The sequence below is a fragment of the Streptomyces sp. ML-6 genome, assembly GCF_030116705.1.
In the GTDB taxonomy this organism is placed as follows: Bacteria; Actinomycetota; Actinomycetes; order Streptomycetales; family Streptomycetaceae; genus Streptomyces.
In genome coordinates this window covers 1232024-1256568 of sequence record NZ_JAOTIK010000001.1, presented here as the reverse complement: position 1 = coordinate 1256568, position 24545 = coordinate 1232024, and the positions used below count along the sequence as shown (strand labels likewise).

The 24545-nt window shown below is 70.9% G+C and carries 23 protein-coding genes; 16 read left to right on the top strand and 7 right to left on the bottom strand.

Annotation, left to right across the window (positions count from 1 at the left end):
* Window positions 1–37: 37 nt before the first annotated feature.
* Window positions 38–853, top strand: coding sequence for a proteasome subunit alpha (gene prcA / locus OCT49_RS05525; protein WP_148833640.1), 816 nt, complete (start codon window positions 38–40; stop codon window positions 851–853).
* Between the two features lie 52 nt (window positions 854–905).
* Here prcA and OCT49_RS05520 read toward each other — a convergent pair whose 3' ends face one another.
* On the bottom strand, window positions 906–1931 hold the full coding sequence (locus tag OCT49_RS05520; RefSeq protein ID WP_283850768.1) for a LacI family DNA-binding transcriptional regulator: 1026 nt from the start codon (window positions 1929–1931) through the stop codon (window positions 906–908).
* 135 nt (window positions 1932–2066) lie between these two features.
* Between OCT49_RS05520 and OCT49_RS05515 the strand changes: the two genes are divergently transcribed.
* From OCT49_RS05515 to OCT49_RS05460, 12 genes are all read left to right on the top strand, one after another.
* Complete coding sequence (locus tag OCT49_RS05515) at window positions 2067–3326, top strand: MFS transporter (protein ID WP_283850767.1); 1260 nt, start codon at window positions 2067–2069, stop codon at window positions 3324–3326.
* A 9-nt stretch (window positions 3327–3335) separates the two neighbouring features.
* Entirely contained in the window at window positions 3336–4697 is a 1362-nt protein-coding gene (pafA, locus tag OCT49_RS05510; protein WP_072484408.1) for a Pup--protein ligase, read from the top strand.
* Window positions 4698–4824: 127 nt separating this feature from the next.
* Window positions 4825–5781 (top strand): FKBP-type peptidyl-prolyl cis-trans isomerase, encoded by a 957-nt coding sequence (locus tag OCT49_RS05505; RefSeq protein ID WP_283850766.1) that lies wholly within the window; start codon window positions 4825–4827, stop codon window positions 5779–5781.
* Between the two features lie 43 nt (window positions 5782–5824).
* Window positions 5825–6199 carry an FKBP-type peptidyl-prolyl cis-trans isomerase gene (locus OCT49_RS05500; RefSeq protein ID WP_283850765.1) on the top strand — a complete coding sequence of 125 codons (375 nt, stop codon included), beginning with the start codon at window positions 5825–5827 and terminating at the stop codon, window positions 6197–6199.
* 113 nt (window positions 6200–6312) lie between these two features.
* Complete coding sequence (locus OCT49_RS05495) at window positions 6313–7266, top strand: helix-turn-helix transcriptional regulator (protein WP_283850764.1); 954 nt, start codon at window positions 6313–6315, stop codon at window positions 7264–7266.
* Between the two features lie 17 nt (window positions 7267–7283).
* Complete coding sequence (locus tag OCT49_RS05490) at window positions 7284–8240, top strand: helix-turn-helix transcriptional regulator (RefSeq protein WP_283850763.1); 957 nt, start codon at window positions 7284–7286, stop codon at window positions 8238–8240.
* A 17-nt stretch (window positions 8241–8257) separates the two neighbouring features.
* Window positions 8258–8533, top strand: a complete 276-nt coding sequence (locus OCT49_RS05485) for a hypothetical protein (RefSeq protein ID WP_391726950.1) — start codon at window positions 8258–8260, stop codon at window positions 8531–8533.
* A gap of 125 nt (window positions 8534–8658) precedes the next feature.
* The gene (locus tag OCT49_RS05480; protein WP_148833624.1) at window positions 8659–8856 is read left to right on the top strand and encodes a hypothetical protein; all 198 of its coding nucleotides are present in this window, start codon (window positions 8659–8661) and stop codon (window positions 8854–8856) included.
* A gap of 272 nt (window positions 8857–9128) precedes the next feature.
* A complete protein-coding gene (gene tatA, locus OCT49_RS05475; RefSeq protein WP_283850762.1) occupies window positions 9129–9422 on the top strand; it encodes a Sec-independent protein translocase subunit TatA in 294 nt (97 codons plus the stop codon).
* Between the two features lie 64 nt (window positions 9423–9486).
* On the top strand, window positions 9487–10437 hold the full coding sequence (tatC, locus tag OCT49_RS05470; protein WP_283850761.1) for a twin-arginine translocase subunit TatC: 951 nt from the start codon (window positions 9487–9489) through the stop codon (window positions 10435–10437).
* Between the two features lie 17 nt (window positions 10438–10454).
* Entirely contained in the window at window positions 10455–11363 is a 909-nt protein-coding gene (locus OCT49_RS05465; RefSeq protein ID WP_283850760.1) for a diacylglycerol kinase, read from the top strand.
* A 45-nt stretch (window positions 11364–11408) separates the two neighbouring features.
* On the top strand, window positions 11409–14243 hold the full coding sequence (locus OCT49_RS05460; RefSeq protein ID WP_283850759.1) for a DEAD/DEAH box helicase: 2835 nt from the start codon (window positions 11409–11411) through the stop codon (window positions 14241–14243).
* 283 nt (window positions 14244–14526) lie between these two features.
* Here OCT49_RS05460 and OCT49_RS05455 read toward each other — a convergent pair whose 3' ends face one another.
* The 4 genes from OCT49_RS05455 to OCT49_RS05440 form a co-directional block, all read right to left on the bottom strand.
* Entirely contained in the window at window positions 14527–14970 is a 444-nt protein-coding gene (locus OCT49_RS05455; protein ID WP_283850758.1) for an SPW repeat protein, read from the bottom strand.
* Between the two features lie 77 nt (window positions 14971–15047).
* The gene (locus OCT49_RS05450) at window positions 15048–16049 is read right to left on the bottom strand and encodes an ADP-ribosylglycohydrolase family protein (protein WP_283850757.1); all 1002 of its coding nucleotides are present in this window, start codon (window positions 16047–16049) and stop codon (window positions 15048–15050) included.
* A gap of 13 nt (window positions 16050–16062) precedes the next feature.
* On the bottom strand, window positions 16063–16536 hold the full coding sequence (locus OCT49_RS05445; protein WP_283850756.1) for an ABA4-like family protein: 474 nt from the start codon (window positions 16534–16536) through the stop codon (window positions 16063–16065).
* Entirely contained in the window at window positions 16533–17531 is a 999-nt protein-coding gene (locus OCT49_RS05440; protein ID WP_283855675.1) for a hypothetical protein, read from the bottom strand. The genes OCT49_RS05445 and OCT49_RS05440 overlap by 4 nt, the downstream gene beginning before the upstream one ends.
* Window positions 17532–17717: 186 nt before the next feature.
* On the opposite strand from OCT49_RS05440, the gene OCT49_RS05435 reads away from it, so the two are divergent.
* The gene (locus tag OCT49_RS05435; protein WP_283850755.1) at window positions 17718–18467 is read left to right on the top strand and encodes a MerR family transcriptional regulator; all 750 of its coding nucleotides are present in this window, start codon (window positions 17718–17720) and stop codon (window positions 18465–18467) included.
* 105 nt (window positions 18468–18572) lie between these two features.
* On the opposite strand, the gene OCT49_RS05430 is transcribed toward OCT49_RS05435, so the two are convergent.
* Together OCT49_RS05430 and OCT49_RS05425 are read right to left on the bottom strand one after the other, a co-directional pair.
* Window positions 18573–19415, bottom strand: coding sequence for a siderophore-interacting protein (locus tag OCT49_RS05430; RefSeq protein ID WP_283850754.1), 843 nt, complete (start codon window positions 19413–19415; stop codon window positions 18573–18575).
* A 46-nt stretch (window positions 19416–19461) separates the two neighbouring features.
* A complete protein-coding gene (locus OCT49_RS05425) occupies window positions 19462–20370 on the bottom strand; it encodes a 5'-3' exonuclease (RefSeq protein WP_283855674.1) in 909 nt (302 codons plus the stop codon).
* Window positions 20371–20673: 303 nt separating this feature from the next.
* On the opposite strand from OCT49_RS05425, the gene OCT49_RS05420 reads away from it, so the two are divergent.
* Both OCT49_RS05420 and OCT49_RS05415 read left to right on the top strand, forming a co-directional pair.
* Window positions 20674–21774 (top strand): quaternary amine ABC transporter ATP-binding protein, encoded by a 1101-nt coding sequence (locus tag OCT49_RS05420; RefSeq protein WP_502963448.1) that lies wholly within the window; start codon window positions 20674–20676, stop codon window positions 21772–21774.
* Window positions 21767–24400, top strand: coding sequence for an ABC transporter permease/substrate binding protein (locus OCT49_RS05415; RefSeq protein ID WP_283850752.1), 2634 nt, complete (start codon window positions 21767–21769; stop codon window positions 24398–24400). The genes OCT49_RS05420 and OCT49_RS05415 overlap by 8 nt, the downstream gene beginning before the upstream one ends.
* The last annotated feature ends 145 nt before the right edge of the window (window positions 24401–24545 follow it).

Genomic DNA, 24545 nt, shown 5'->3' with positions numbered 1-24545 from the left:
GATGCTCTCGTCACTGACAGAAAGGGACGGATAACCGGTGTCGACGCCGTTCTATGTCTCACCCCAGCAGGCCATGGCCGACCGGGCGGAATACGCCCGGAAGGGCATCGCCCGTGGTCGCAGCCTGGTTGTGCTGCAGTATGCCGACGGCATTGTGTTCGTCGGCGAGAACCCGTCCCGCGCGCTGCACAAGTTCAGCGAGATCTACGACCGGATCGGCTTCGCCGCCGCCGGCAAGTACAACGAGTACGAGAACCTCCGCATCGGCGGTGTGCGCTACGCCGATCTGCGCGGATACACCTACGACCGCGACGACGTGACGGCCCGTGGGCTGGCCAACGTCTACGCGCAGACGCTGGGCACCATCTTCTCCAGCGCGGCCGAGAAGCCGTACGAGGTGGAGCTGGTGGTCGCCGAGGTGGGCACCGAGCCCGAGGGCGACCAGATCTACCGGCTGCCGCACGACGGTTCGATCGTCGACGAGCACGGCTCGGTCGCGGTCGGCGGCAACGCCGAGCAGATCAGCACCTTCCTGGACCAGCGCCACCGGGACGGGATGACGCTCGCCGAGGCGCTCAAGCTGGCGGTGCAGGCGCTGTCGCGCGACCCCAACGGCAGCGAGCGGGAGATCCCCGCCGAGCGGCTGGAGGTCGCGGTCCTGGACCGTACGCGGCCGCAGCAGCGGAAGTTCAAGCGGATCGTCGGGCGGCAGCTGGCCCGGCTGCTGGAGGCGGACGGCGGCTCCGCGCCGACGGACGCCCCCTCCGACACCGAGGACGGGGCCGCCGCGGCCCCGACGGACACCACCGGGTCCGCCGACTCCGGCGGGGACGTGGAGTCCTCCGAGAAGTAGCCCATCGCGGTGATGCCCGCCCCGGTCCGCCTCCCGGCGGGCCGGGGCGCGGTCATGGGCGGACGGGCGCCGAGGAACCGCGGGCGACCAGGCGCACCGGCAGGCTGCCGGGCTCGACCGGCCGGTCGTCCAGGACCGCCAGCAGGGCCGCCATGCCGCGCTCGCCGACCCGCTCGGCGGGCAGCCGCACGGTGGTGAGCTCCGGCTCGACGGCCGTGGCCAGGGTCAGGTCGTCGAAGCCGGTGACCGACAGGTCGCCGGGCACCCGCAGGCCCAGCCTGCGGGCGGCCTTGCAGGCACCCGCGGCGAGGATGTCGTCGTCGCAGACGAGGGCGGTGGGCCGGGGGCCGGGGGCGGCGAGGACCTGCTCGGCCGCCGTACGGCCCGCGTGCACGTCGAGCGCCGCGGTGACGGTCCGCACGGAGGTGCCGGGAGCCGCCCGCAGGGTCTCGTGCAGCGCCCGGCCGCGCACCACGAAGGTCCAGGAGTCGACCGCCGAGGCGAGGTGGACGAAACGGCGGTGGCCGAGGGCGAGCAGGTGCTCCGCCACCTGCCGCATGCCGTCGGCGACGTCGAGATTGACCCGGGCCGCGACCCCGCCGTCCGCCGGGTCGCTGTCGAGCATGACCAGCGGCAGGGCCGCACCGCGCAGCGCGTCCAGGGCACCGGCGGCCATGGAGGAGGCGATCACGCCGTCCAGGGAGGCGCTCGCCGAGGCGAAGGGGTCCCGGGCCGGGCCGGTGCCCTCGGGGGACGGGTAGAGGACGACCCCGAAATCGTGTTCGGCGGCTACCGCGGCGGCCCCCGTGTAGACGCGCGCGAAGAATTCGTTGGTGAGCGCGGGGACGACCAGCAGCGCGGTCCTGGTACGGCCGAGGCGGAGATTGCGGGCGGCGAGATTGGGCCGGTAGCCGAGCCCATGGGCGGTGTGCCGAACGCGCTCCGCGGTGGCCGCGGAGACCCGGCCCCGCCACTTGTCGCCGAGCACGAGGGAGACGGTGGCCTGCGAGACGCCCGCGGCCCGGGCGACGTCGCGGCTGGTGGGCCGGGTCGGTACGGGCTGGGGTGCGCTGGTCACTCGGGCCTCCGGGCCGATCGGGGCAGGCGCTGTGCGGTGGACCTGCGGACTGGGCACATGGTACGTATGAGCCTCGAAGTTATACGTAAAACCTCTGGGTGGCCGAAGAGCGCCCGAGGGAGAGGGGCGACGGACATGGCCGCGGGATATCTGGACATCCTCCGGGCGAAACACGCCGCGCGGCTGCTGGCGGGAACCCTGCTGGGGCGACTGCCGAGCGGGACCGGCCACATCGCGATCGTGCTCTTCACCCGGGCCGAGGGCGGCAGCTACACCCTCGCCGGCGCGCTCGCGGCCGTGTACGGACTGTCCACCGCCGTCGGCCAGCCGCTGCTGGGCCGCGCCGTGGACCTGTACGGCCAGCCGCGCGTCCAGCTCCCGGCCTCGGTGGTCTCGGCGCTGGGCATGGTCCTGCTGGCCGTGGTGGGCCTCGGTTCGCTGCCCCTGGCCTACGGGGCGGTCGTGGTGGCCGGGCTCTTCACACCTCCGCTGGAGGGCGGCCTGCGGGCCCTGTGGCCGAGCGTCCTGGGCGGTGAGGACAGGGTGCACCGGGCGTACGCCATGGACGCCGTCGCCCAGGAGGTCATGTTCACCCTGGGCCCGCTCCTGGTCACGGTGCTGGTCTCGCTCTGGTCGCCCGCCGCCGCCCTGCTCGTCATCAACGTGCTGGGGGTGCTGGGGGCGCTCTCCGTCGTCCTCTCCGAACCGTCCCGCACCTGGCGCTCCGCGCCCCGCGAGGCGCACTGGCTGGGCGCGCTGCGCTCGCCGGGGCTGCTGGTGCTGCTCGGCTCGTTCTTCTTCGTCGGACTGGCGCTGGGCTCGATCACGGTGGCCGGTGTGGCCTACGCCGACGACCACGGCCGCGAGTCGGTGTACGGCTGGCTGATGGCCGCGCTCGGGCTGGGTGCGCTGATCGGCGGCGCGGTGTACGGGGCGCGGCAGTGGGCCGGGGCCCCGGAGCGCCGGCTGCGGGTCATCGTCGCCCTGCTGGCGCTGGGCTACCTGCCGCTGATGCTGACACCGGGCGTGGTCGCCATGACCGCGCTGGCGGCCCTGGCCGGGGTCTTCCTGGCCCCCGCGATCGCCTGCTCGTTCATCGTGGTCGACCGGCACGCCCCGCGGGGCACCGTGACCGAGGCGTTCTCCTGGCTGGTGACGACGTTCGGGGTGGGTGCCGCGGTGGGAACGGCCGTGGCGGGCCCGGCCGTCGAGCTGGGCGGCACGGCGTGGAGTTTCGCCGTCGCTGCGGCCGGTGGAGTGGCGGCACTCCTCGTTCTGCTGACCACCGGACGGGTACTGGCAGTTCCCGGCCGCACCGCAGTTGCGGTACGGGGATCGGAAAATGATCGAAACGGTGCTGTCGAACCCGGTTTCAGCTCAGGCCATCAGGCGTAATGTTCAGTCATGGACCGCCGCATTTTCGGGCTGGAGAACGAGTACGGCGTCACGTGCACGTTCAGGGGACAGCGCCGACTGTCCCCTGACGAAGTGGCGCGCTACCTCTTCCGCCGTGTTGTGTCATGGGGCCGCAGCAGCAATGTCTTTCTGCGGAACGGCGCCCGCCTCTACCTCGACGTGGGATCGCATCCGGAATATGCAACCCCCGAATGCGACAACCTGACCGAACTGGTCACCCACGACAAGGCCGGTGAGCGCATTCTCGAAGGTCTGCTCGTCGACGCCGAACGCCGCCTGCACGAGGAGGGAATCGCGGGCGACGTCTATCTCTTCAAGAACAACACCGACTCCGCGGGGAATTCCTACGGCTGCCACGAGAACTACCTGGTGGCACGACACGGTGAATTCTCCCGGCTCGCGGACATCCTCATTCCCTTCCTCGTCACGAGGCAACTGATCTGCGGCGCGGGCAAGGTGCTGCAGACCCCCCGGGGCGCCGTCTACTGCGTCAGCCAGCGTGCCGAGCACATCTGGGAGGGCGTCAGTTCCGCGACGACGCGTTCCCGTCCGATCATCAACACACGTGACGAACCGCACGCGGACGCGGAGCGGTACCGCCGCCTCCACGTCATCGTCGGTGACTCCAACATGTCCGAGACGACCATGCTGCTCAAGGTCGGCGCGACCGACCTGGTGCTCCGCATGATCGAAGCGGGCACGGTGATGCGGGACCTGACGCTGGAGAACCCGATCCGGGCGATCCGCGAGGTCAGCCACGACACCACCGGGCAGCGCAAGGTGCGCCTGGCCAGCGGCCGCGAGGCGTCGGCCATCGAGGTGCAGCGCGAGTACTACGAGAAGGCCGTCGACTTCGTCGACCGCCGCGGCATCCGCACCGGGACGGTCGCCCGGGTGCTGGAGCTCTGGGGCCGTACGCTCGACGCGGTCGAGGCCGAGGACCTCGACCGGATCGAGACCGAGATCGACTGGGTGATGAAGTACAAGCTCATCGAGCGGTACCGGGCCAAGCACAACATGACCATGTCGCACCCACGGGTCGCCCAGATAGACCTCGCGTACCATGACATCCACCGTCGTCGCGGCCTGTACTACCTGCTGGAACGCAAGGGGCAGGCCGCCCGCGTCTGCAACGACCTGAAGATCTTCGAGGGCAAGTCCGTGCCCCCGCAGACGACCAGGGCGCGGCTGCGCGGCGACTTCATCCGCAGGGCGCAGGAACAGCGGCGGGACTTCACCGTCGACTGGGTGCACCTCAAGCTCAACGACCAGGCGCAGCGCACCGTGTTGTGCAAGGACCCGTTCCGTTCGGTGGACGACCGTGTCGAGAAGCTGATCGCGGGTATGTGACCCGGCGCGGGAGAAGCCCGGCCGACGACGCGACGCAGGGCCCCGTGCGTTCCTCGTACGGGGCCCCGCGTACGCCCTAGAGTGGCGGGGACCCAACCCATCGTGCCGTCTGAGATCTGAGGAACCAGTGCGCCGACTTGCCGGCCTTCTCGTCGTACCCCTGTTGCTGCTGGCAGCGGGCTGCGGCGACGAGAAGGGCTCCGCTTCCGATTCCGTTTCCGCCTCCGCCCCGTCGAAGGACGGCTTCCCCGCGATCACCGCAGGTGCGAAGTTCGGGGAGAAGCCCACCCTGGCCAAGGGCACGGGCAACCCGCCCAAGGAGCTGAAGACCAGAGTCGTCAGCGAGGGCGACGGCGCCACGCTCAAGAACGGCGACGCGATCCAGGTCAATTACCTCGGCCAGTCCTGGGACTCCGACAAGCCGTTCGACAACAGTTTCGACCGCAAGCAGCCGTTCGACCTGACCCTCGGCGCCGGCATGGTCATCCAGGGCTGGGACAAGGGCCTCGTCGGCCAGAAGGTCGGCAGCCGGGTCCAGCTGGTCATCCCGCCGGACCTCGGTTACGGCGCCCAGGGGCAGGGCAGCGACATCAAGCCCAACGCCACGCTCGTCTTCGTCGTCGACGTCCTGAAGGCGACGCAGATCCCGGCCTCCGCCAAGGGCACCGAGGTCGCCCAGGACGACATCGACCTCCCGAAGGTCGGCACCAACACGGACGGCAAGGCGCCCAAGGTCACCATCCCGACCAAGAGCGACCCGCCGAAGAAGCTGGTCTCCACCTATGTCCTGGAGTCCGAGGGCGAGGTCGTGAAGGACACCGACAGCGTCGTCGTGAACTACGTCGGACTGACGTGGAAGGACGGCAAGACCTTCGACAGCACCTACGCGGCGGGCAAGACGCAGACCTTCCCGCTCGCCCAGGTCACCCTGAAGGGCCTGAAGGACGGGCTGGTCGGCAAGAAGATCGGCAGCCGGGTGCTGCTCGTCATCCCGCCGGACCAGGGCTTCGGCGACAAGGCCCAGCAGACCATCCCCGCCAAGTCCACGCTGGTCTTCGCGGTGGACCTGCTGGCGAAGATGTAAGACTGTCCCGGTTGCCCAGTTCATCATCAAGAGGAGCAAGTCAGTGAGCATCGAGAAGCCCGAGATCGACTTCCCGGGTGGCGAGCCGCCGGCCGAGCTGGAGATCAAGGACATCTGGGAGGGCGACGGCGCGGTCGCCAAGGCGGGCGACTCCGTCTCCGTGCACTACGTCGGTGTGGCCTTCTCCACCGGTGAGGAGTTCGACGCCTCCTGGAACCGCGGCGCCCCGCTGCAGTTCCAGCTCGGTGCCGGTCAGGTCATCGCCGGCTGGGACCAGGGCGTGCAGGGCATGAAGGTCGGCGGCCGTCGCCAGCTGACCATCCCCGCGCACCTCGCGTACGGCGACCGCGGCGCCGGCGGCGGCCGCATCGCGCCCGGCGAGACGCTGATCTTCGTCTGCGACCTGGTCGCCGTCTGATCCGCATCCGTGCGATGCGAGGGCCCGTGCCATCAGGCACGGGCCCTCGCTTTTGCCCGGACAGCGCGGAGCGGTACGGTCGACCGTCGTAGAGCGAAACAGAAAGGGCGCCGATGGCGATTGCCAAGGCCGAGCGGCTGATGAACCTGGCGCTGTGCCTGCTGGGGACCCGCCGCCCGCTCAGCAAGCGCGAGCTGCGCGGGTCCATCGAGGCCTACCTGGAAGCGGGCTCCGACGACGCCTTCAACCGGATGTTCGAGCGCGACAAGGACGATCTGCGCGAGCTCGGTCTGGTCATCGAGACCGTGGAGAACCTGGACGGCGACATCGGCTACCTCGCCCGCCGCGACAGCAACCGGCTGCCCCCGATCACGTTGGACGCCGAGGAGGCCGCCGCGCTCGGACTGGCCGCCAAGGTCTGGCAGCAGGCCCGGCTGGCCGGCGCCGCCAGCGGTGCGCTGCAGAAGCTGCGGGCCGCCGGCATGCCGGAGACCGAGGAGACGTACGAGGTGCACAGCGCCCTCGAACCGCGCATCCCCGTCCACGAGGCCGCCTTCGAACCGCTGATGCTGGCCTGCCGGGACCGCCGCCCGGTGGTCTTCGACTACCGCAAGGGCAACGCGGCCCGCTCCGAACAGCGCCACGTCGAACCGTGGACGCTGGAGTGCTGGCGCGGCCACTGGTACCTGGCCGGCTGGGACCGCGACCGCGGGGCCGAGCGGGTGTTCCGGCTTTCCCGGATCACCGGCCGGGTCCGCTCCCGGGCCGGGGCGTTCACCAGGGAGGTGCCCGACGTGGTGACCGTCCGCGAGACCGTCGAGAGCTGGGCGGGGGAGACGGCCACCAGGACCGCGCTGATCAGGCTGCGCACCGGAGCCGGCTACCCGCTGCGCTCGCGCGCCGTGTCGGTCCGGGAACTCGGGAACGGGTGGGACGAGTTGGAGATTCCGTACGGACACGGCCTGGACGCCTGGCTCGTCGAGTTCGGCCCGGACGTGGTCGTGGAGGAACCCGCCGATCTGCGGGCCGACGTGGTGGAGCGGCTGCGCGCCGTGGCCGAGGACTGAGAGGGAGGAGCGTACTCATGGCGACGAACGCGATCGACCAGACCCGCCGGATGCTCTCCCTGGTGACGTACCTGCGCGAGCGTCCCGGCGCCCACGTCCAGGACGTGGCCCGCGCCTTCGGGATCACCGAGGACGAGCTGATCTCGGACCTCGACGTGCTGCCCATGTGCGGGACGAGCTTCCGCGGCGGGGACCTGCTGGACATCGACACCGACGGCGAGCGCATCTGGTGGCACAACCCGGACGACGTCGCCGCGCCGCTGCGGCTCGCCGCCGACGAGGCGACGGCGCTCCTGGTGGCCGCCCGCGCCGTGGCCACCCTGCCCGGACTGCGCGAGAGCGACCGGCAGGCGCTGCTGCGGGCCACCGCGAAGCTGGAGACCGCGGCCGGTGAGACGGGCGCGGCGAGCTCCCGGCTCTCGGTCACCTTCGAGTCGGAGGGCGGTGTCTTCGCCGACGTCGACCGGGCGATCTCCGAGCGCCGCCGGCTCTGGCTGCGCTACTACTCGCCCGCCCGCGACGAACTCACCGAGCGCGAGGTGGACCCGATCCGGCTGTTCGCCGTGGGCCACACGTACATGGAGGCCTGGTGCCGGTCCTCCGAGGACCGGCGCACCTTCCGGCTCGACCGGGTGGCCGAGATCCGACTCCTCGACGAACCGGCCGCGCCGCCCGAGCTCGAACTGCGGGACCTGTCCGAAGGGCTCGTCCACCCGGCGGCCGAGGACCCCGAGGTCGTGGTCGAGGTGGGCCCCGGCGGACGGTGGGTCGCCGAGTACTACCCGCACGACAGCGCGCAGGAACTGCCCGACGGCGGGCTGTGCATCACCCTGCGCACCCCCGATCCGGCCTCGCTGCGCAGGCTCGCGCTGCGGCTGGGCGGGGAGGGCCGCATCGTCTCCCCGCCGGAGCTGGCGCGGAGCGCGCGGGAGGCGGCCCGGGCGGCGCTCGCCGCGTACGACGGCCCGGTCTGAGCGGATACCGAGGAAACATGAGTCAAATGTCCGTGGTGTCGGACGTGCCGACCGTGGTGGTGCCCGAGTCCGTCCGGTTCAGGGCCGCCTGCCCGGACTGCCGCGAACGGTTCGAGCTGGCGGCGGGCGCCCTGCGCCTGGCCGTCGGCGCCAGCCGCCGCACGACGTTCTACTCCTTCACCTGCCCCCGGTGCGGCACGGCCGTGCGCAAGCCCGCGGGGGAGCGGATAGTCGAACTCCTCACCGGCGGCGGGGTCCGGACGCTGCGCCTCCACACCGGCCTCCGGCCCTAGGACGTGTTTCGAACGACCCCGGCGCGCTCTCCCGCATCCGTCACCGGAACCGCATCCGTCACCGGAACGCCTCCCGCCGCACCGGCCCCGAGGCTCCACCCCCTAGACACATCGAGGCTCCGCGCATGTTCTGGCCCATGCTCGCCATCGCCCTGGGATTTCTCGGCATCGCCGTCCTCGGCGTGCTGGCCGTCAAGGTCTTCGTCGAGGCCCAGCGCCTCGGCCGCCAGGTGACGCTGACCACCCAGCGCATCAACCGGGCCGCGGAGGACCTCGAAAGGGCGGCGACCGACCTGGCTGCCACCGGCGAGGCACTGCGCTGACGGACCCCCCGCCCAGTGCGCCTCGGGGCCCCGATCGGCTCGTGAGCAGGGGGAATGGATCGGGGCAGGCGTGGCCTCCAGTTTCCCGGGCCGGAGGGGTACGCTGCTGAAGCGGCCCGGAGAGCGAGGCATGGGCCGTAACCGCAAGGATGCGCGGGTATTGCCCTGCGTTTACTCCTGCGGGATACGATCGCTGACAGTACGAAGGTCGGACGTCCGGTCCGAGGTTCGATCCGCCCGCCCCTGCTGCCTCGGTGAGAAGGTACACGCATATGTTCGGAAAGCTTGGCGCTCCCGAGTTCATCCTGATTCTCGTCGTCATCATTCTGCTGTTCGGCGCGAAGAAGCTTCCTGACATGGCTCGCTCGCTCGGCAAGTCGGCCCGCATCCTCAAGAGCGAGGCCAAGGCGATGAAGTCCGAGGGCGCACCGTCGGCGACCCCGGCCGAGCCGGCCGCCAACGACGCGGCCCAGGACCAGGCCGCCCAGCGCACGATCAAGGCCGCCCCCGGTGACGTGACCAGCTCGCGTCCGGTCGGGGAGCCGACCGACTCGACCAAGCGCTGACAAGAAACGGGCCGACGCAGGCGCCCTGATCGTGAGGGCCTGCTGCACGAGATGAGGACGTGGGTTGCTCAAGTCTGCCCGCAAGCAGGAGACGGACCCAGAGGGCCGCATGCCCCTGGTGGAGCACCTGCGTGAGCTGCGTAACCGGCTGGCCAAGGGGCTGCTCGGGATCGTCGTCGTCACGATCGTTGCCGCGTTCTTCTACAAGGAGATCGTCGAGGTCTTCACCGACCCCGTGCTGAAGGCGGTCGGTTGTGAATCCAGCTTCGCCGAACTCTCGCAGAAGGAGGACGGTACCTGTGCGCGTATCGTCCTGAACGGTCTGATCACCCCCTTCACCCTCGCCCTCAAGGTCTCCTTGATGGCGGGTCTCGCCCTGTCCTCGCCGCTCTGGCTCTACCAGCTGTGGGCGTTCGTCGCGCCGGGGCTGCACAAGCACGAGAAGAAGTACTCCCTCGCCTTCGTCGGCGCGGGCTTCCCGCTCTTTCTCGCGGGTGGTTTCTTCGCGTACACCACCCTGCCCACGATGTCCCGGGTGCTGCTGGAGTTCTCTCCGGCCGACCTCGACAACCAGCTGCCGCTGGACGAACTGCTGGACCTGATCACACGCATGGTCGTGGTCTTCGGTCTCTCCTTCGAACTTCCCCTGCTGCTCGTCATGCTGAACCTGGGCGGGGTCATCACCGGCAAGCGGATGCTGGGTTGGTGGCGGGGCATGATCATGGGCATCACGCTCTTCTCCGCGCTGGCCACCCCCAGCACGGACCCGGTGAGCATGCTGATGCTCGCCGTACCGATCTGGGCGCTCTACTTCGTGGCCACGGCGATCGCCCTCCTCAACGACCGCCGCAAGGCGCGGATCGCGGCGGCGGGCCCGGCTGACGACGAGGCCTCGGCCCTGGACCTCACTCCCGAGGACATCGGCGAGATCGAACCGGTCTCGTCCCCCCGGTCGCTGCCCTCGCAGGCGAACTCGGACCGGGACCGGCTGAACGGTTACGACGACATCACCTGACCTTGTAAGGTCCCCGGGTGACCAGCGAGATCACCCTTTTCGTCAATCCCACCGCGGGAAGCGGCCGGGGCGCGCATGCCGCGCAGCCGGCCGCTTCCGCGTTGCGGGACGCCGGATTCTCCGTGCGCACGGTTCTCGGCGAGGACGCCGACGACGCCCTGCGAAGGGCCCGCGGGGCCGTCGCGGCCGGGACCGGCGCACTGGTCGCGGTGGGCGGGGACGGCATGATGTCCCTCGCCCTGCAGGCCGTCGCCGGAACGCGGACCCCGCTCGGGATCGTCGCCGTCGGCACCGGGAACGACTTCGCGCGCGCGCTCGGGACGCCGATACGCGACCCGTCCGCCGCCGGGCGGCTGGCGGCCGACCTGCTCAAGGGCGGTGCCGCGCGCGAGATCGACCTCGGCCGGGTCGGCGGGCGGTGGTTCGGTTCCGTACTCGCCTCCGGCTTCGACTCCCGGGTCAACGACCGCGGCAACCGGATGCGCTGGGTCGGCGGCCGGTTCAAGTACGACCTCGCGATCCTCGCCGAACTCGCCGCATTCAGGCCCATCCCGTACGAGATCGCGCTGGACGGCGGCCCCGTGCGGGAGATCGAGGCCACCCTCGTCGCCGTGGGCAACGGCTCGACGTACGGCGGGGGCATGCGGATCTGCGCGGACGCCGTCCTGGACGACGGGCTGTTCGACGTGACCGTCGTCGGGAACTGCAGCCGCACCACCCTGCTCAAGGTCTTCCCCCGCGTCTACAAGGGAACGCACCTCGACCACCCCGCGGTCACCGTGCACCGGGTCTCCTCCATCGAGCTGGCCGCGGCGGGTGTCACTGCGTACGCGGACGGTGAACAGCTCGGGGCGCTGCCGCTCACCGCGCACTGCGTGCCGGGCGCGGTACGGGTGCTCGCGCCGGGTCCCTCCGGAGGGATTTAAAGATCGCGCCTGCTGTCAGAGGTGGCGGGTAGGCTCGAAAGCACGATGACAGAGGACCTCTCACCAGCTGAGCTATACCAGGCTTCTCGGATCCGTGCCGCCGAGCAGGCCACCGCACTCGCGCCCTTCCGTGAGCTGTACGAATTCGATCTGGACCCCTACCAGATCGAGGCCTGTGAGGCCCTGGAGGCCGGCAAGGGCGTACTCGTCGCCGCCCCGACGGGGTCGGGCAAGACGATCGTCGGTGAATTCGCCGTGCACCTCGCCCTCGCGCAGGGCCGGAAGTGCTTCTACACCACGCCCATCAAGGCCCTGTCCAACCAGAAGTTCACCGATCTGGTCAAGCGGTACGGACCGGACAAGGTCGGTCTGCTGACGGGGGACAACAGCGTCAACGCCGATGCCCCGGTGGTCGTCATGACCACCGAGGTGCTGCGGAACATGCTGTACGCGGGCTCGCAGGCGCTGCGCGGCCTGGGCCACGTGGTGATGGACGAGGTGCACTACCTCTCCGACCGCTTCCGGGGCGCCGTCTGGGAGGAAGTGATCATTCACCTCCCGGACTCCGTGACCCTGGTGTCGCTGTCGGCGACGGTGTCCAACGCCGAGGAGTTCGGCGACTGGCTGGACACCGTCCGTGGTGACACCCAGGTGATCGTCTCCGAGCACCGGCCCGTGCCGCTCTGGCAGCACGTGCTGGCGGGCCGCCGGATGTACGACCTCTTCGAGGAGGAGACCGACCACGGCGGCCGGGGCACCGGACGCCGCGAGGTCAATCCCGATCTCGTCCGGCTGGCCCGGATGGAGAACCAGCGGGGGTACAACCCGCGCGAGCGCCGCCGCGGCAAGATGGTGCGCGAGGCGGACCGGGAGCGCGAGCGGCGCCAGCGCAGCCGGATCTGGACCCCGGCCAGGCCCGAGGTCATCGACCGGCTGGACGCCGAAGGGCTGCTCCCCGCCATCACGTTCATCTTCAGCCGGGCCGGCTGCGAGGCCGCCGTGCAGCAGTGCCTGCACGCCGGACTGCGGCTCAACGACGAGGAGAAGCGGCGGCTGGTCCGCGAGATCGTCGAGGAGCGGACGGCGTCCATCCCCGGCGAGGACCTCCATGTCCTGGGCTACTACGAGTGGCTCGAAGGGCTGGAACGGGGCATCGCCGCCCACCACGCGGGCATGCTGCCGACGTTCAAGGAAGTCGTCGAGGAACTCTTCGTGCGCGGGCTGGTCAAGGCCGTCTTCGCCACGGAGACCCTCGCCCTCGGCATCAACATGCCCGCGCGTTCGGTGGTGCTGGAGAAGCTCGTCAAGTGGAACGGTGAGCAGCACGCCGACATCACCCCCGGCGAGTACACCCAGCTGACCGGGCGGGCCGGGCGCCGCGGCATCGACGTCGAGGGGCACGCCGTGGTGCTCTGGCAGCGCGGCATGGACCCGGGGGCGCTGGCCGGACTGGCGGGCACCCGCACGTACCCGTTGCGCTCCAGCTTCCGGCCCTCGTACAACATGGCCGTCAACCTGGTGCAGCAGTTCGGGCGGCACCGCTCGCGCGAGCTGCTGGAGACCTCCTTCGCGCAGTTCCAGGCGGACCGGTCGGTGGTCGGCATCTCCCGCCAGGTCCAGAAGAACGAGGAGGGGCTGGCGGGCTACCGGGAGGGCATGACCTGCCACCTCGGTGACTTCGAGGAGTACGCGCGGCTGCGCCGCGACCTCAAGGACCGGGAGACGGAACTGGCCAAGCAGGGCGCGGTGCAGCGGCGGGCGGCCGCGGCGGCGTCGCTGGAGAAGCTCAAGCCCGGTGACATCATCCACGTGCCCACCGGCAAGTTCGCCGGGCTGGCCCTGGTCCTCGACCCGGGACTGCCCGCCGGGCGCACCAACGGGCACGGCCATCGCGGGCTCGAATACCACGACGGGCCGAGGCCGTTGGTGCTGACGGCCGAGCGGCAGGTCAAGCGGCTCGCCTCGATCGACTTCCCGGTGCCGGTGGAGGCGCTGGAGCGGATGCGGGTGCCGAAGTCGTTCAACCCGCGTTCGCCGCAGTCGCGTCGGGACCTGGCCTCCGCGCTGCGGGCCAAGGCCGGACACATCGTGCCGGAGCGGCACCGCAAGGGGCGGTCCGTGGCGGCCGACGACCGGGAGATCGCCCGCTACCGGGCGGAGCTGCGGGCGCACCCCTGCCACGGCTGCGCCGAGCGCGAGGACCACGCGCGGTGGGCCGAGCGCTACCACCGACTGCAGCGCGACACGAGGCAGTTGGAGCGGCGGATCGAGGGGCGGACGAACACCATCGCCCGCACCTTCGACCGGATCGTCGCGCTGCTCACCGAGCTCGACTACCTCCGGGGCAACGAGGTCACCGAGCACGGGCGCCGCCTCGCGCGGCTCTACGGCGAGCTGGACCTGCTGGCGAGCGAATGCCTGCGGGCCGGGGTGTGGGAGGGCCTGAACCCCGCCGAACTCGCGGCGTGCGTGTCGGCGTTGGTGTTCGAGGCACGGCAGGCCGACGACGCGGTGGCACCCAAGCTGCCGTCGGGACCGGCGAAGACCGCGCTGGGCGAGATGGTCCGGATCTGGGGCCGGCTCGACGCCCTGGAGGAGGAATTCAAGATCAACCAGGCGGAGGGGGTCGGACAGCGCGAGCCCGACCTGGGGTTCGCCTGGGCGGTCTACATGTGGGCCTCGGGGCGGACGCTGGACGAAGTGCTCGGCGAGGCGGACATGCCGGCGGGGGACTTCGTGCGGTGGTGCAAGCAGGTGATCGACGTGCTGGGGCAGATCGCGGCTGCGGCGCCGAGGGAGGGGAGTTCCGTGGCGCGCAGCGCGCACAAGGCGGTGGACGCGGTGCTGCGGGGGGTCGTGGCGTACAGCTCCGTGGGGTGAGGTCTCCCCGCGGGGCGGGGCCCGTTTCCGGGGGTTCGTTTCCGCGGGGTTCGTTTTGCGGGGTTTGCTTCGTGGGGTTCGTTTCATGGGGCTCGCTTCGTGAGGCCCGTTCCGCGGGTGCCGGGTGGGGAGTGCCGGACGGGCCGGGGTGTTCTGTGGGCCCCGGGGCCGCACGGCCGTCGACCGGTCCGCTTCGCGCGGGCCGGTCGACGGTCCCTGCTCCGGCCGGTTGCCGCTCCGGCCGGTTCCCATTTCGGCTTTCGGCTTTTGGGCGGATCCCGTTTCAGGCGGTGCGTTTGCCTGTCTTCATGGACACGCCCGCACAGGCCAGTCCCAGCAGCACGGTCAGGCCGCCGATGATGACGTTGTTGAGGATGATGCCGAGGTCGGGACTGCTGCCGACGATCCACGTCGAGATGATCATCCAGGCCCCCATGGCGCAGATGGCCCAGCTCAGGCCGTACATGCGCTCGGGCATGACGGTGAACCCGAGCCCCAGGGCGGCGATCGCGAGACCCATGATCAGGTTGTGCGTCGCGAGCGTGGACTGACTTGCCGTGAAGTGGAGCACCGACGGCGATATGGCGCAGTAGAGGCCGACGAGGAACACCGGCGCGTCCACCAGGGCCACGTCGCGGCCACCGAGCACGCGGGCATAGCGATCGCGCATTTCGGAGACATCGGGGTGACTGGCCATGTCACGGCCGGTGTGCGAGATGTTTGACATGGGGTTCGTCTCCTTCCCTCGTGCAGCACCGCCCCCACATGCCGTGTGGATGAGCGGCCTACTCTGTCATTCTGCCCTTATATGTCCCTTATGTGTAGGTTCGGGGCCGGTGAATGTCTGCGGGAACCGCGCGGGGCGGCCCCATCCAGTCGTCGGGCCAGGGCCACCAGGTCGGCGGTCCCCAGCACCCGGCCCCCGTACCCCGGCAGCGGTACGTGCAGGGGCTCCGTCCAGCGGGACGGGATCGCCCCGAAGCCGTGCACGGCGCCCGCCAGACCGCCGGTCACCGCCGCGACCGTGTCGGTGTCGCCGCCCGCATCGACGGCGACGGCCAGGGCCTCCTCGTACGTGCGGGTGGTGCGCAGCGCCCAGAGCGCGGTGCCCAGGCAGGGCCACACCGCGCCGTTGAACTCCGTCGCCGCGTCCGGGTGCCAGTCCGGCGCCAGGACGACGGCCCAGCGCTCGCGGTGGTCCTCGTGCACCAGGTCCAGGGCGGCGGGGACGGCCCCGAGCGGATCGCCCCCGTCGAGCGCCACCCGGATCAGCTCGTGGAGCACGGCGGTGCCCTCCCAGGCGGCCCGGTCGCCATGGGTCAGCGCGGCGATCCGGCGTGCCGCGTCCATGGTCGCCGCTCGTCCCCGGGCCGCGAAGTACACGGCGGAGCCGGCTGCCCGCATCAGTGAACCGTTGCCCGCCGCTCGCCCGTTGACCTGGAAGTGCAGTGCGGCGGCGAGGTCCCAGGGGGCACCGTCCGTCAGGACCTGCTCGGTCTGCAGTCCGATGTCCTTGGGCCCGGCCGCCGCCCACCGGCGGAACCGGTCGAACATGTCGGGGAGGTCGAGCCCGCCGCGCTCCAGCAGGGACTCCGCGACCAGAACAGCCATCTGGGTGTCGTCCGTGGCCTCGCCCGGCTCCCAGCCGCCGCCCCCGCACATCGTGCCCACGCCGTCCGGGAAGCGGGCCGTGTACACACCGGCGGGGCCGAACTCGAACGGTGCTCCGAGCGCGTCGCCCACCGCCGATCCGACGACGGTGCCCGCCACCCGGTCGTGCCGGTCCGTCCTGCTCACAGGATTCATCCGGCCAGGGTATTCATCCGGCCGGGGTGCGGACGGCGGCCCGGTCAGGGGCTCCGTTCCCGGTACGGGCGCTCGGCCCCCGTACCGCCCGCAGGACCAGGAAGATCAGCAGGCCGAACGGCGACAGCAGGATCGTCAGCACCAGCAGCGGGCCCATCACCCACGGGGAGATCCCCAGCCGGCGCCCTTCCAGGAACATCCACTGGCCCAGCAGCAGATCCCAGGCGATCACCTGGGCCCAGATCGCCCCGGCCCCGTTCGCCAGGGCCGTCAGGTCGCGGAAGGTGTCGATGTCGGGGCTGCGCACCGCGTCCCAGAGTTCGGGGAGGACGGGCACCGCCATGATCAGGTAGACCGCCAGCACCGGCAGCACGGTGAGCGGGGAGGCGGCGACGCGGGCCGTGAGGCGCAGGCCGGGCGCCAGGATCATGAGCAGCCAGAAGGGGGCCGCCAGGAGGAACGAGATCTCGAAGAGCGCACCGGTCATGCCACGAGCTCCTTCGTTTCCGCGGGATCGGACTTCGGGTGGGGGTCGGACTTCGGGTCGGGATCGGGGTTCGAGCCGGGGCCGTGCTCCGGGGCGTGGCCGGACCGCGGCCCCGGCCGTCGGTCCGCGCGGGGCGTCCGCAGGGCGAGCAGGCCGCCGGTGGCGGTTGCCGCCACGAGCAGGGCGGCGGCGCCGAGCGTCGCGCCGTCCGGGTGGATCAGCGGCCGGCCGCGCAGCGCCTGCCAGGTGACGAGCGCGACGAGTGCCGCGTACGACCCCGAGGCGACCAGCACCAGCCGCAGCCGGACCCGCGGATCGCGCAGCCGCGCGAAACGCGGGGCGAGGGACATCAGGACGAGCAGGAGGAGCGGCAGCAGCTGGAGCGCGTGCATCCCGACGAAGTGCGGTATGCGCAGGTCGCCGCCGGTGGTGGACCAGCCGGTGAGCGGCATCGACGGGCCGCCGTCCGGTACGCCGACGGCGTGGGCGCCGATCACGTCGGCGGTGTCCAGGTTTCCGGCCGCCCGCTGCTCGGGGGTGGGCTGTGTCATCAGGAAACCGAACGCGGCGCCCACCAGGGCGAGGAGCACGCCCGAACGTATCGCCCAGGCGGCGGCGCGGTCGGCCATGCGGGTGCGCAGCAGCAGGACCGCGATGACCAGCGTGCCGGTCCACAGGACGACGACCGTGACGGCCATCGCGTTGAACAACGCCTCGTCGAACGGGGTGGCGTGGTTGAAGTGGCTGCGCTTCCCGCGGATCACCTGGCCGGTGATGATCGCCATCTCGGCCAGACAGGCCGCCGCGACCACCGTGCCCGCCCACCAGCCGACCCGTCGGCCGCGGGTGACCAGCGTCAGCATCCAGGCGAGCGCGAGCGCGTACACGACGAACGAGGTCGCGAACTTGAACGGCTTGGACCATATCGCCGTGCCCGCGAGGACCCGGTCGTCGGCCACCAGCCCCACGGCCGAGACGACCGTCATGACGGTCATCGCCGCGGCGAAGAGCATCAACGGCCGGTGCCAGGAACGCCAGGAGGGCAGGAGCGGGGCGGATGAGAACCGGGAAGGCATGGGACCCCCAAAGGATTATGGATAGTGGCACTCGCCGCTATCCGGTAGTGGAACTATCTATGATGGCTCCGGGGGTTGGCAAGCGCGGAAGGGTGTGAACACGCGGTGCGCATCGGAGAGTTGAGCCACAGGTCCGGGGTCCCGGTACCGACGATCAAGTTCTACGTACGGGAAGGGCTGCTGCCGGCCGGGCGGTTGACCAGCCCGAACCAGGCCAGTTACGACGAGGGGCACGAGCGCAGGCTGCGGCTGATCCGTGCCCTGCTGGACGTCGGCGGGCTCTCGCTGGCGGCCATCGGCGAGGTGCTGCGGGTGGTCGACGACCCCGAGCGGCCGGTGCACAAGGTGCTGGGCTGCACGGTGAAGCGCCTCGGCCAGCCGGCGGGCGACGATCCCGGGCCCGAGCTGGACGAGGCCCGCGACGAGGTGGCGGAACTGGTGGAACGGCGCGGTTGGCGGGCGGACGCGGAGGGGCCGGCCGGTGAGTCCCTGGCCGAGGTGATCGTCGCGCTGCGACGGGCCGGGCACGGCGGATTCGTCGAACTGCTCGACGTCTATGCGGCGGCGGCCGAACCGGTCGCGCGGGCCGACCTCGACTACGTGGGGCGCCGGGCGGCGCGCGAGGACCTGGTGGAGAGCGTGGTCGTGGGCACGGTGCTGGGGGAGGCGATGTTCGGCGCGCTGCGGCGGCTCGCGCACGTGGACGCCTCGGCGCGCGCGTACGAGAACGGGGGTGGCGCGGACGGTGAAGGCGTCGGTGCAGGCGATGCGGAGGGGGCGAGTGACGCGGGTGATGCAGGCGGTGCGAGGGACGGTGCAGGTGGCGCGGGAACGGGAGCGGCTGCCGAGGGCTGACTGCTTGTCCCGGCGGCGGCCCCATGCACGTGCGCCCCGGCCGGGGCCGGGGCGCACGAGGGTGACGGGGCCGGGACCTGCCCGGTCCCGGCCCGGGGGAGGGGCCTAAGCGGCGCCCTCCTGCTCGCGCTCCACCTGCTCGTTCCACTCGCGCTTGACCGAGCGCCAGGCGTCGTCGTTCTGGCCGAGCCGCCAGTAGCCCGATATCGACAGCCGGGAGAGCGGGATCTTGCGGTCCAGGCGCAGGTGGCGCCGGATCTCCTTCACGAAACCGGCCTCGCCGTGGACGAACGCCTGGACGTCGCCCGCCGGGAACTCCAGCTCCTGCACGGCCGCGACCAGCGCCTCGCCGACCGGCCGCTCCCCGCGGTGCAGCCAGGTCACCCCGACGCCCTCGGGCGTCACGATCTTCTGCTCCTCCGTGGCGTCCGCCACCTCGACGAAGGCGTGCACCACCGCACCCGCGGGCATCTGCTCCAGCGCCGCCGCGACGGCCGGCAGGGCGCTCTCGTCGCCCACCAGGAGGTGCCAGTCGGCCGAGGCGTCCGGGGCGTAGCCCCCGCCCGGGCCCAGGAAGGTCACCTGCTCGCCCGGAGTGGCCCGCACCGCCCAGGGGCCGGCGAGCCCCTCGTCGCCGTGGACCACGAAGTCGATCGCCAGCTCGCGGGCGGCCGGGTCCCAGGACCGCACCGTGTACGTGCGGGTCGTGGGCCACAGCTCCCGCGGCTGCTCCTCGCGGATGCGGGCCATGTCGAAGGGGTGCGGGTAGTCGGCGCCCTCGGGGGCGAAGCAGATCTTGACGTAATGGTCGGTGCATCCGGCGAGCTCGAAGTCGGCGAGACCCTCGCCGCCGAACACCACGCGCACCATGTGCGGTGTGATCTGCTCGGTGCGCAGCACCTGGGCCCCCTGCGCCTTGGGTGCCTGCCGCGCCGGTCGCTCTGCCACGAGGTTCTCCCTGCTCCGATTACTTAGGTTTACCTAACCTAACACCTCATCCGTGCAGAGTGGAGAGCAGGCGCTGCAGCGAACCCCCCAGCCCCCACCGCTTCGCGAGGTCCTCCAGCGCGGCGGGGTCGCGCGGCGCGGCGGGCAGTGCGGGGTCGAACTCCGGCAGGGGCACGTCGCCCGCGACCCGGACCACCTTCGGCGCGACGGCCACGTACTCCCGCGCCTCGTCGAGCCGCCTGCGTTGCGACGGGGTCAGCGCCGAGCCCGGGTCGTCGACGGCGGCCATGACCCCGGCCAGATCGCCGAAGGCGTCCAGCAGCTTCGCCGCGGTCTTCTCGCCGATACCCGGGACGCCCGGCAGCCCGTCGCTCGGGTCGCCGCGCAGCAGGGCCAGGTCCGCGTACCCGGAGCCGTCCACCCCGTACTTCTCCCGCAGCCACGCCCCGTCCGTCGGCTGGAGCGAGCCGACCCCCTTCAGCGGGTAGAGCACCCGCACCCCGCGGGCGTCGTCGACCAGCTGGTAGAGGTCGCGGTCGCCGGTGACGATGTCCACGGGCCCGGTGGCCCGGCCGGTGAGCGTGCCGATCACGTCGTCCGCCTCGTAGCCCGCGACGCCGACCCGGGCGATGCCCAGGGCGTCGAGCACGTCCTCGATCACCGGCACCTGCGGGGCCAGGGTGTCGGGGGTCTCCTCCTCGTCGGGCAGGCCCCCGGCGGTCTCCGTCGCGACCCGGTGCGCCTTGTACGAGGGGATCAGCTCGACCCGCCAGTGCGGCCGCCAGTCGGCGTCCATGCAGGCGACCAGGTCGTCCGGCCGGTGGTCCTGCACCAGGCGGGCGATGAAGTCGAGCAGACCGCGCACGGCGTTGACCGGCGTGCCGTCCGGGGCGCGCACCGAGTCGGGGACCCCGAAGTAGGCGCGGTAGTAGAGGGAGGCGGTGTCGAGGAGCATCAGGCGTCGCGTCACACCCCGATGATGCCGCACCCCACCGACACCGCCCGCCGCGGACGCCGGGGGAGGACGGGCCGGGGCACCGGACACGGAAACGTGACCTGGATCACTCTTGCGTTTGGGTCGGGTGAGCGGGGGCAGGCGCGCAGCCGGAGCGGATCACGTAGCGATTTCAACCAATGCGCGTGCCGTGCGGACCGGATCCGCGTCGCTCCACGGTCTGCCGGAGGGGGTGGCAGACCGTTTTTCGGTTCAACCCGCGAGGTGTATGTGTCAAGGCTGCAGGCCGAGCACTTGTACAAGGTGTTCGGCAGACGACCCGATCAAGCAGTGCGAAGGCTCGAGGACGGCGCCGACCGTGACGAGCTGCGCTCCGACGGAACGACCGCAGCGGTGATCGACGCCTCGTTCGCCGTCGAGCCGGGGCAGATCTTCGTCGTGATGGGTCTGTCCGGGTCCGGCAAGTCCACGTTGCTGCGCATGCTCAACGGACTTCTGGAGCCCACGGCCGGGCGCGTGCTGTTCGACGGGCAGGACCTGACCGCCCTGAGCCCCGCCGAGCTGCGGCACGTCCGCTCCTCGAAGATCAGCATGGTGTTCCAGCACTTCGCGCTCTTCCCCCACCGCAGTGTGCTGGAGAACGCCGCGTACGGCCTCGAAGTGCAGGGCGTGCCGCGTGCCGAGCGCGAGAAGCGCGCCGCCGAGGCGCTGGAGCTGACCGGCCTCGCCGGCTGGGAGAAGTCCTGGCCCGACGAGCTCTCCGGCGGCATGCAGCAGCGCGTCGGCCTGGCCCGCGCCCTGGCCACCGACGCCGACCTGCTGCTGATGGACGAGTCCTTCAGCGCGCTCGACCCGCTGATCCGCCGCGACATGCAGGACCAGCTGCTCGAACTGCAGAAGCGGCTGAAGAAGACCATCGTCTTCATCACCCACGACCTCAACGAGGCCATGCGCCTGGGCGACCGCATCGCCGTGATGCGCGACGGGCGGATCGTCCAGCTCGGCACCGCCGAGGACATCCTCGTCACCCCGGCCAACGACTACGTCGCCTCCTTCACCCAGGACGTCGACCGGACCCGGGTGCTGACCGCCGGCGCCATCATGGCCGAGCCGCACACCGTCATGGGCACCAGCACGGACGACGGCAAGGAACTGCGCAACGCCGCCGACGTGATCGCGGCCGCCCCGGCCACCGTCACCGAGTCCACCCCGATCGCCGAGCTCTTCACGCCCTGCTCGCAGAGCGGGGTCGCGGTCGCCGTGACCGACGCCAAGGGCAAGCTCGTCGGCGTCGTCCCGCGCGCCCGGCTGCTCGCCGTCCTCGGCGAACCGATGATCCCCGCCGAGGCCCCGAAGGACATCCCGGCAGGCGCGACCGGCACGAAGAAGGTGGCCAGTGTTTAGGCTCCCTCTCGGTGACTGGGTCGACTCGGCCGTCGACTGGCTGCAGACCCACCTGGCCTGGCTGTTCGACGCGATCAGCTCCGTCGTCAGCGGCATGTTCGACGGCATAGCCGCCGTGCTCTCCGCCCCCGCCCCGCTGCTCTTCGCGGGCATCGTCGCCGTCATCGCCTGGTGGCTGCGCGGTCTGCTCGCGGGCGTACTCGCCTTCGTCGGATTCGCCCTCATCGACTCCGTCGAGCTGTGGGACGAGGCGATGGACACCGTCACCCTGGTGCTCGTCGCGACCATCATCGCCCTGGTGCTGTCCGTACCGCTGGGCATCTGGGCGTCCCGCTCCAAGGCCGTCAGCGCGGTCACCCGCCCGGTCCTGGACTTCATGCAGACCATGCCCGCCATGGTCTACCTGATCCCCGGCGTCATCTTCTTCGGCGTCGGCGTGGTCCCCGGCATCATCGCCACCATCATCTTCTCGCTGCCCCCGGGCGTCCGGATGACCGAACTCGGCATCCGCCAGGTCGACGGCGAGCTCGTCGAGGCGGCCGAGGCGTTCGGCACCACCCGGCGCAACACCCTGCTGCGGGTCCAGCTCCCGCTCGCCCTGCCCACGATCATGGCGGGCATCAACCAGGTCATCATGCTGGGCCTGTCCATGGTGGTCATCGCCGGCATGGTCGGCGGCGGCGGCCTCGGCGGCGCCGTCTACCGCGCCATCGGCAACGTGGACGTCGGCCTCGGCTTCGAGGCGGGCATCTCCATCGTCATCGTGGCGATGTACCTGGACCGGATGACCGGCGCGCTCGGCCGTGAGGTCTCCCCGCTCGCCCGTCGCGCGCTCGCCAAGGCGCAGTCGATGGCCGGCGGCCCCAAGCCCTGGAACCACCGCCCGCAGCCCGTGGTCGCGGTCGTCGGCATCGTCGTCCTCGCGCTCGTTGCGGGCGGCATGGGGATCTTCGGCTCGTCCGGTTCGGACAAGGACACCGCCGCCGACGGTTCGGACGTCGGCGCCGGCAAGAAGATCAGCATGGGGTACATCCCGTGGGACGAGGGCATCGCCTCCACCTTCCTCTGGAAGGAGATGCTGGAGCAGCGCGGCTTCCAGGTCGACGTCAAGCAATACGAGGCCGGCGCGCTCTACACCGGCATGGCCAACGGCCAGATCGACTTCGAGACCGACTCCTGGCTCCCGGTCACGCACGCCAGCTACTGGAAGAAGTACCAGGACAAGCTGGAGGACATGGGCTCCTGGTACGGCCCCACCTCGCTGGAACTGGCCGTCCCGGCGTACCTGGAGGACGTCAAGTCCCTGGAGGACCTCAAGGGCAAGGGCTCGCAGTTCAAGAACCGGATCGTCGGCATCGAGCCGAGCGCCGGTGAGACGGGCCTGCTCAAGGACAAGATCCTGCCGGGCTACGGCCTGGACGAGGAGTACAAGGTCATCGACGGCTCCACGCCCTCGATGCTGGCCGAGCTGAAGCGCGCCTACGCCAAGAAGGAACCCATCGTCGTCCCGCTCTGGTCGCCGCACTGGGCGTACAACCAGTTCGAGCTCACCAAGCTCAAGGACCCCAAGAACCTCTGGGGCAAGGGCGACGGCATCCACACCCTGGCCCGCAAGGGCTTCTCCGCCGACCACCCCGAGGTCGGCCGCTGGCTCAAGAACTTCAAGATGAGCGAGGACCAGCTCACCAGCCTGGAGGCGGAGATCCAGAAGGCCGGCTCCGGCAAGGAGCAGGAGGCCGTCCGCACCTGGCTGAAGGCCAACCCGGGCGTCGCCGACGAGTGGACCCCGGTCACCGGGGCGAAGGCCGCAGGGAAGAAGAACGGCAAGGACGAGCGCGACCGCCCCGTCGAGATGGCCTGGTTCCCCTGGGAGGAGGACATCGCCGCCACGTACCTGTGGAAGGCGGTCCTGGAGGAGCGCGGCTACAAGATCAACCTCAAGCAGTTCGAGGTCGGCCCGATGTACACCGCGATGTCCCGCGGCCAGATCGACGTGCAGTTCGACGGCTGGCTGCCGTACACCCAGAAGAACTACTGGGACAAGTACGGTTCCCGGCTCACCGACCTCGGCTCGTGGTACGGCCCGACGTCGATCGAAGTCGCGGTGCCCTCGTACGTGAAGGACGTCGAGTCCCTCGCCGACCTCAAGGGCAAGGGCTCGCGGTTCAAGAACCGGATCGTCGGCATCGAGCCGGGCACCGCCACGATGGAGAACCTCAAGAAGAACGTGCTGCCGGCGTACGGCCTCGACGAGGAGTACGAGGTCCTCGACTCCTCGACGCCCGGCATGCTCGCCGAGCTGAAGCGCGCGTACGCCAAGAAGGAGCCCGTCGCGGTGCTGCTCTGGACGCCGCACTGGGCGTACAGCGAGTACGACATGACCAAGCTGAAGGACCCCGAGAAGGCCTTCGGTGACGGCGACCGGCTGCACACCATCGCGTCCAAGGACTTCCCGGAGCAGTACCCGCGGCTGACGAAGTGGTTCAAGGCATTCGAGCTGAGCGAGGACCAGCTCGCCGGCCTGGAGAACCAGATCCAGAAGCTCGGCACGGGCCACGAGGAGGAGGCCGTGAAGGCCTGGATGGCGAAGAACCCGGGCATCGCGGACAAGATGGCCCCGCAGTAGGGCCCGGAAGCACCCGGAGGGGTGGATACCGCCGATGGCGGTATCCACCCCTTCCCGCTGCCTCGGTGTTCATCGACGGGCCGACTTGTGCAACGGTGTGCGTAACGCGTCGGCAACCGGAAGGATGGCGAGTCGGGAGGGAGCC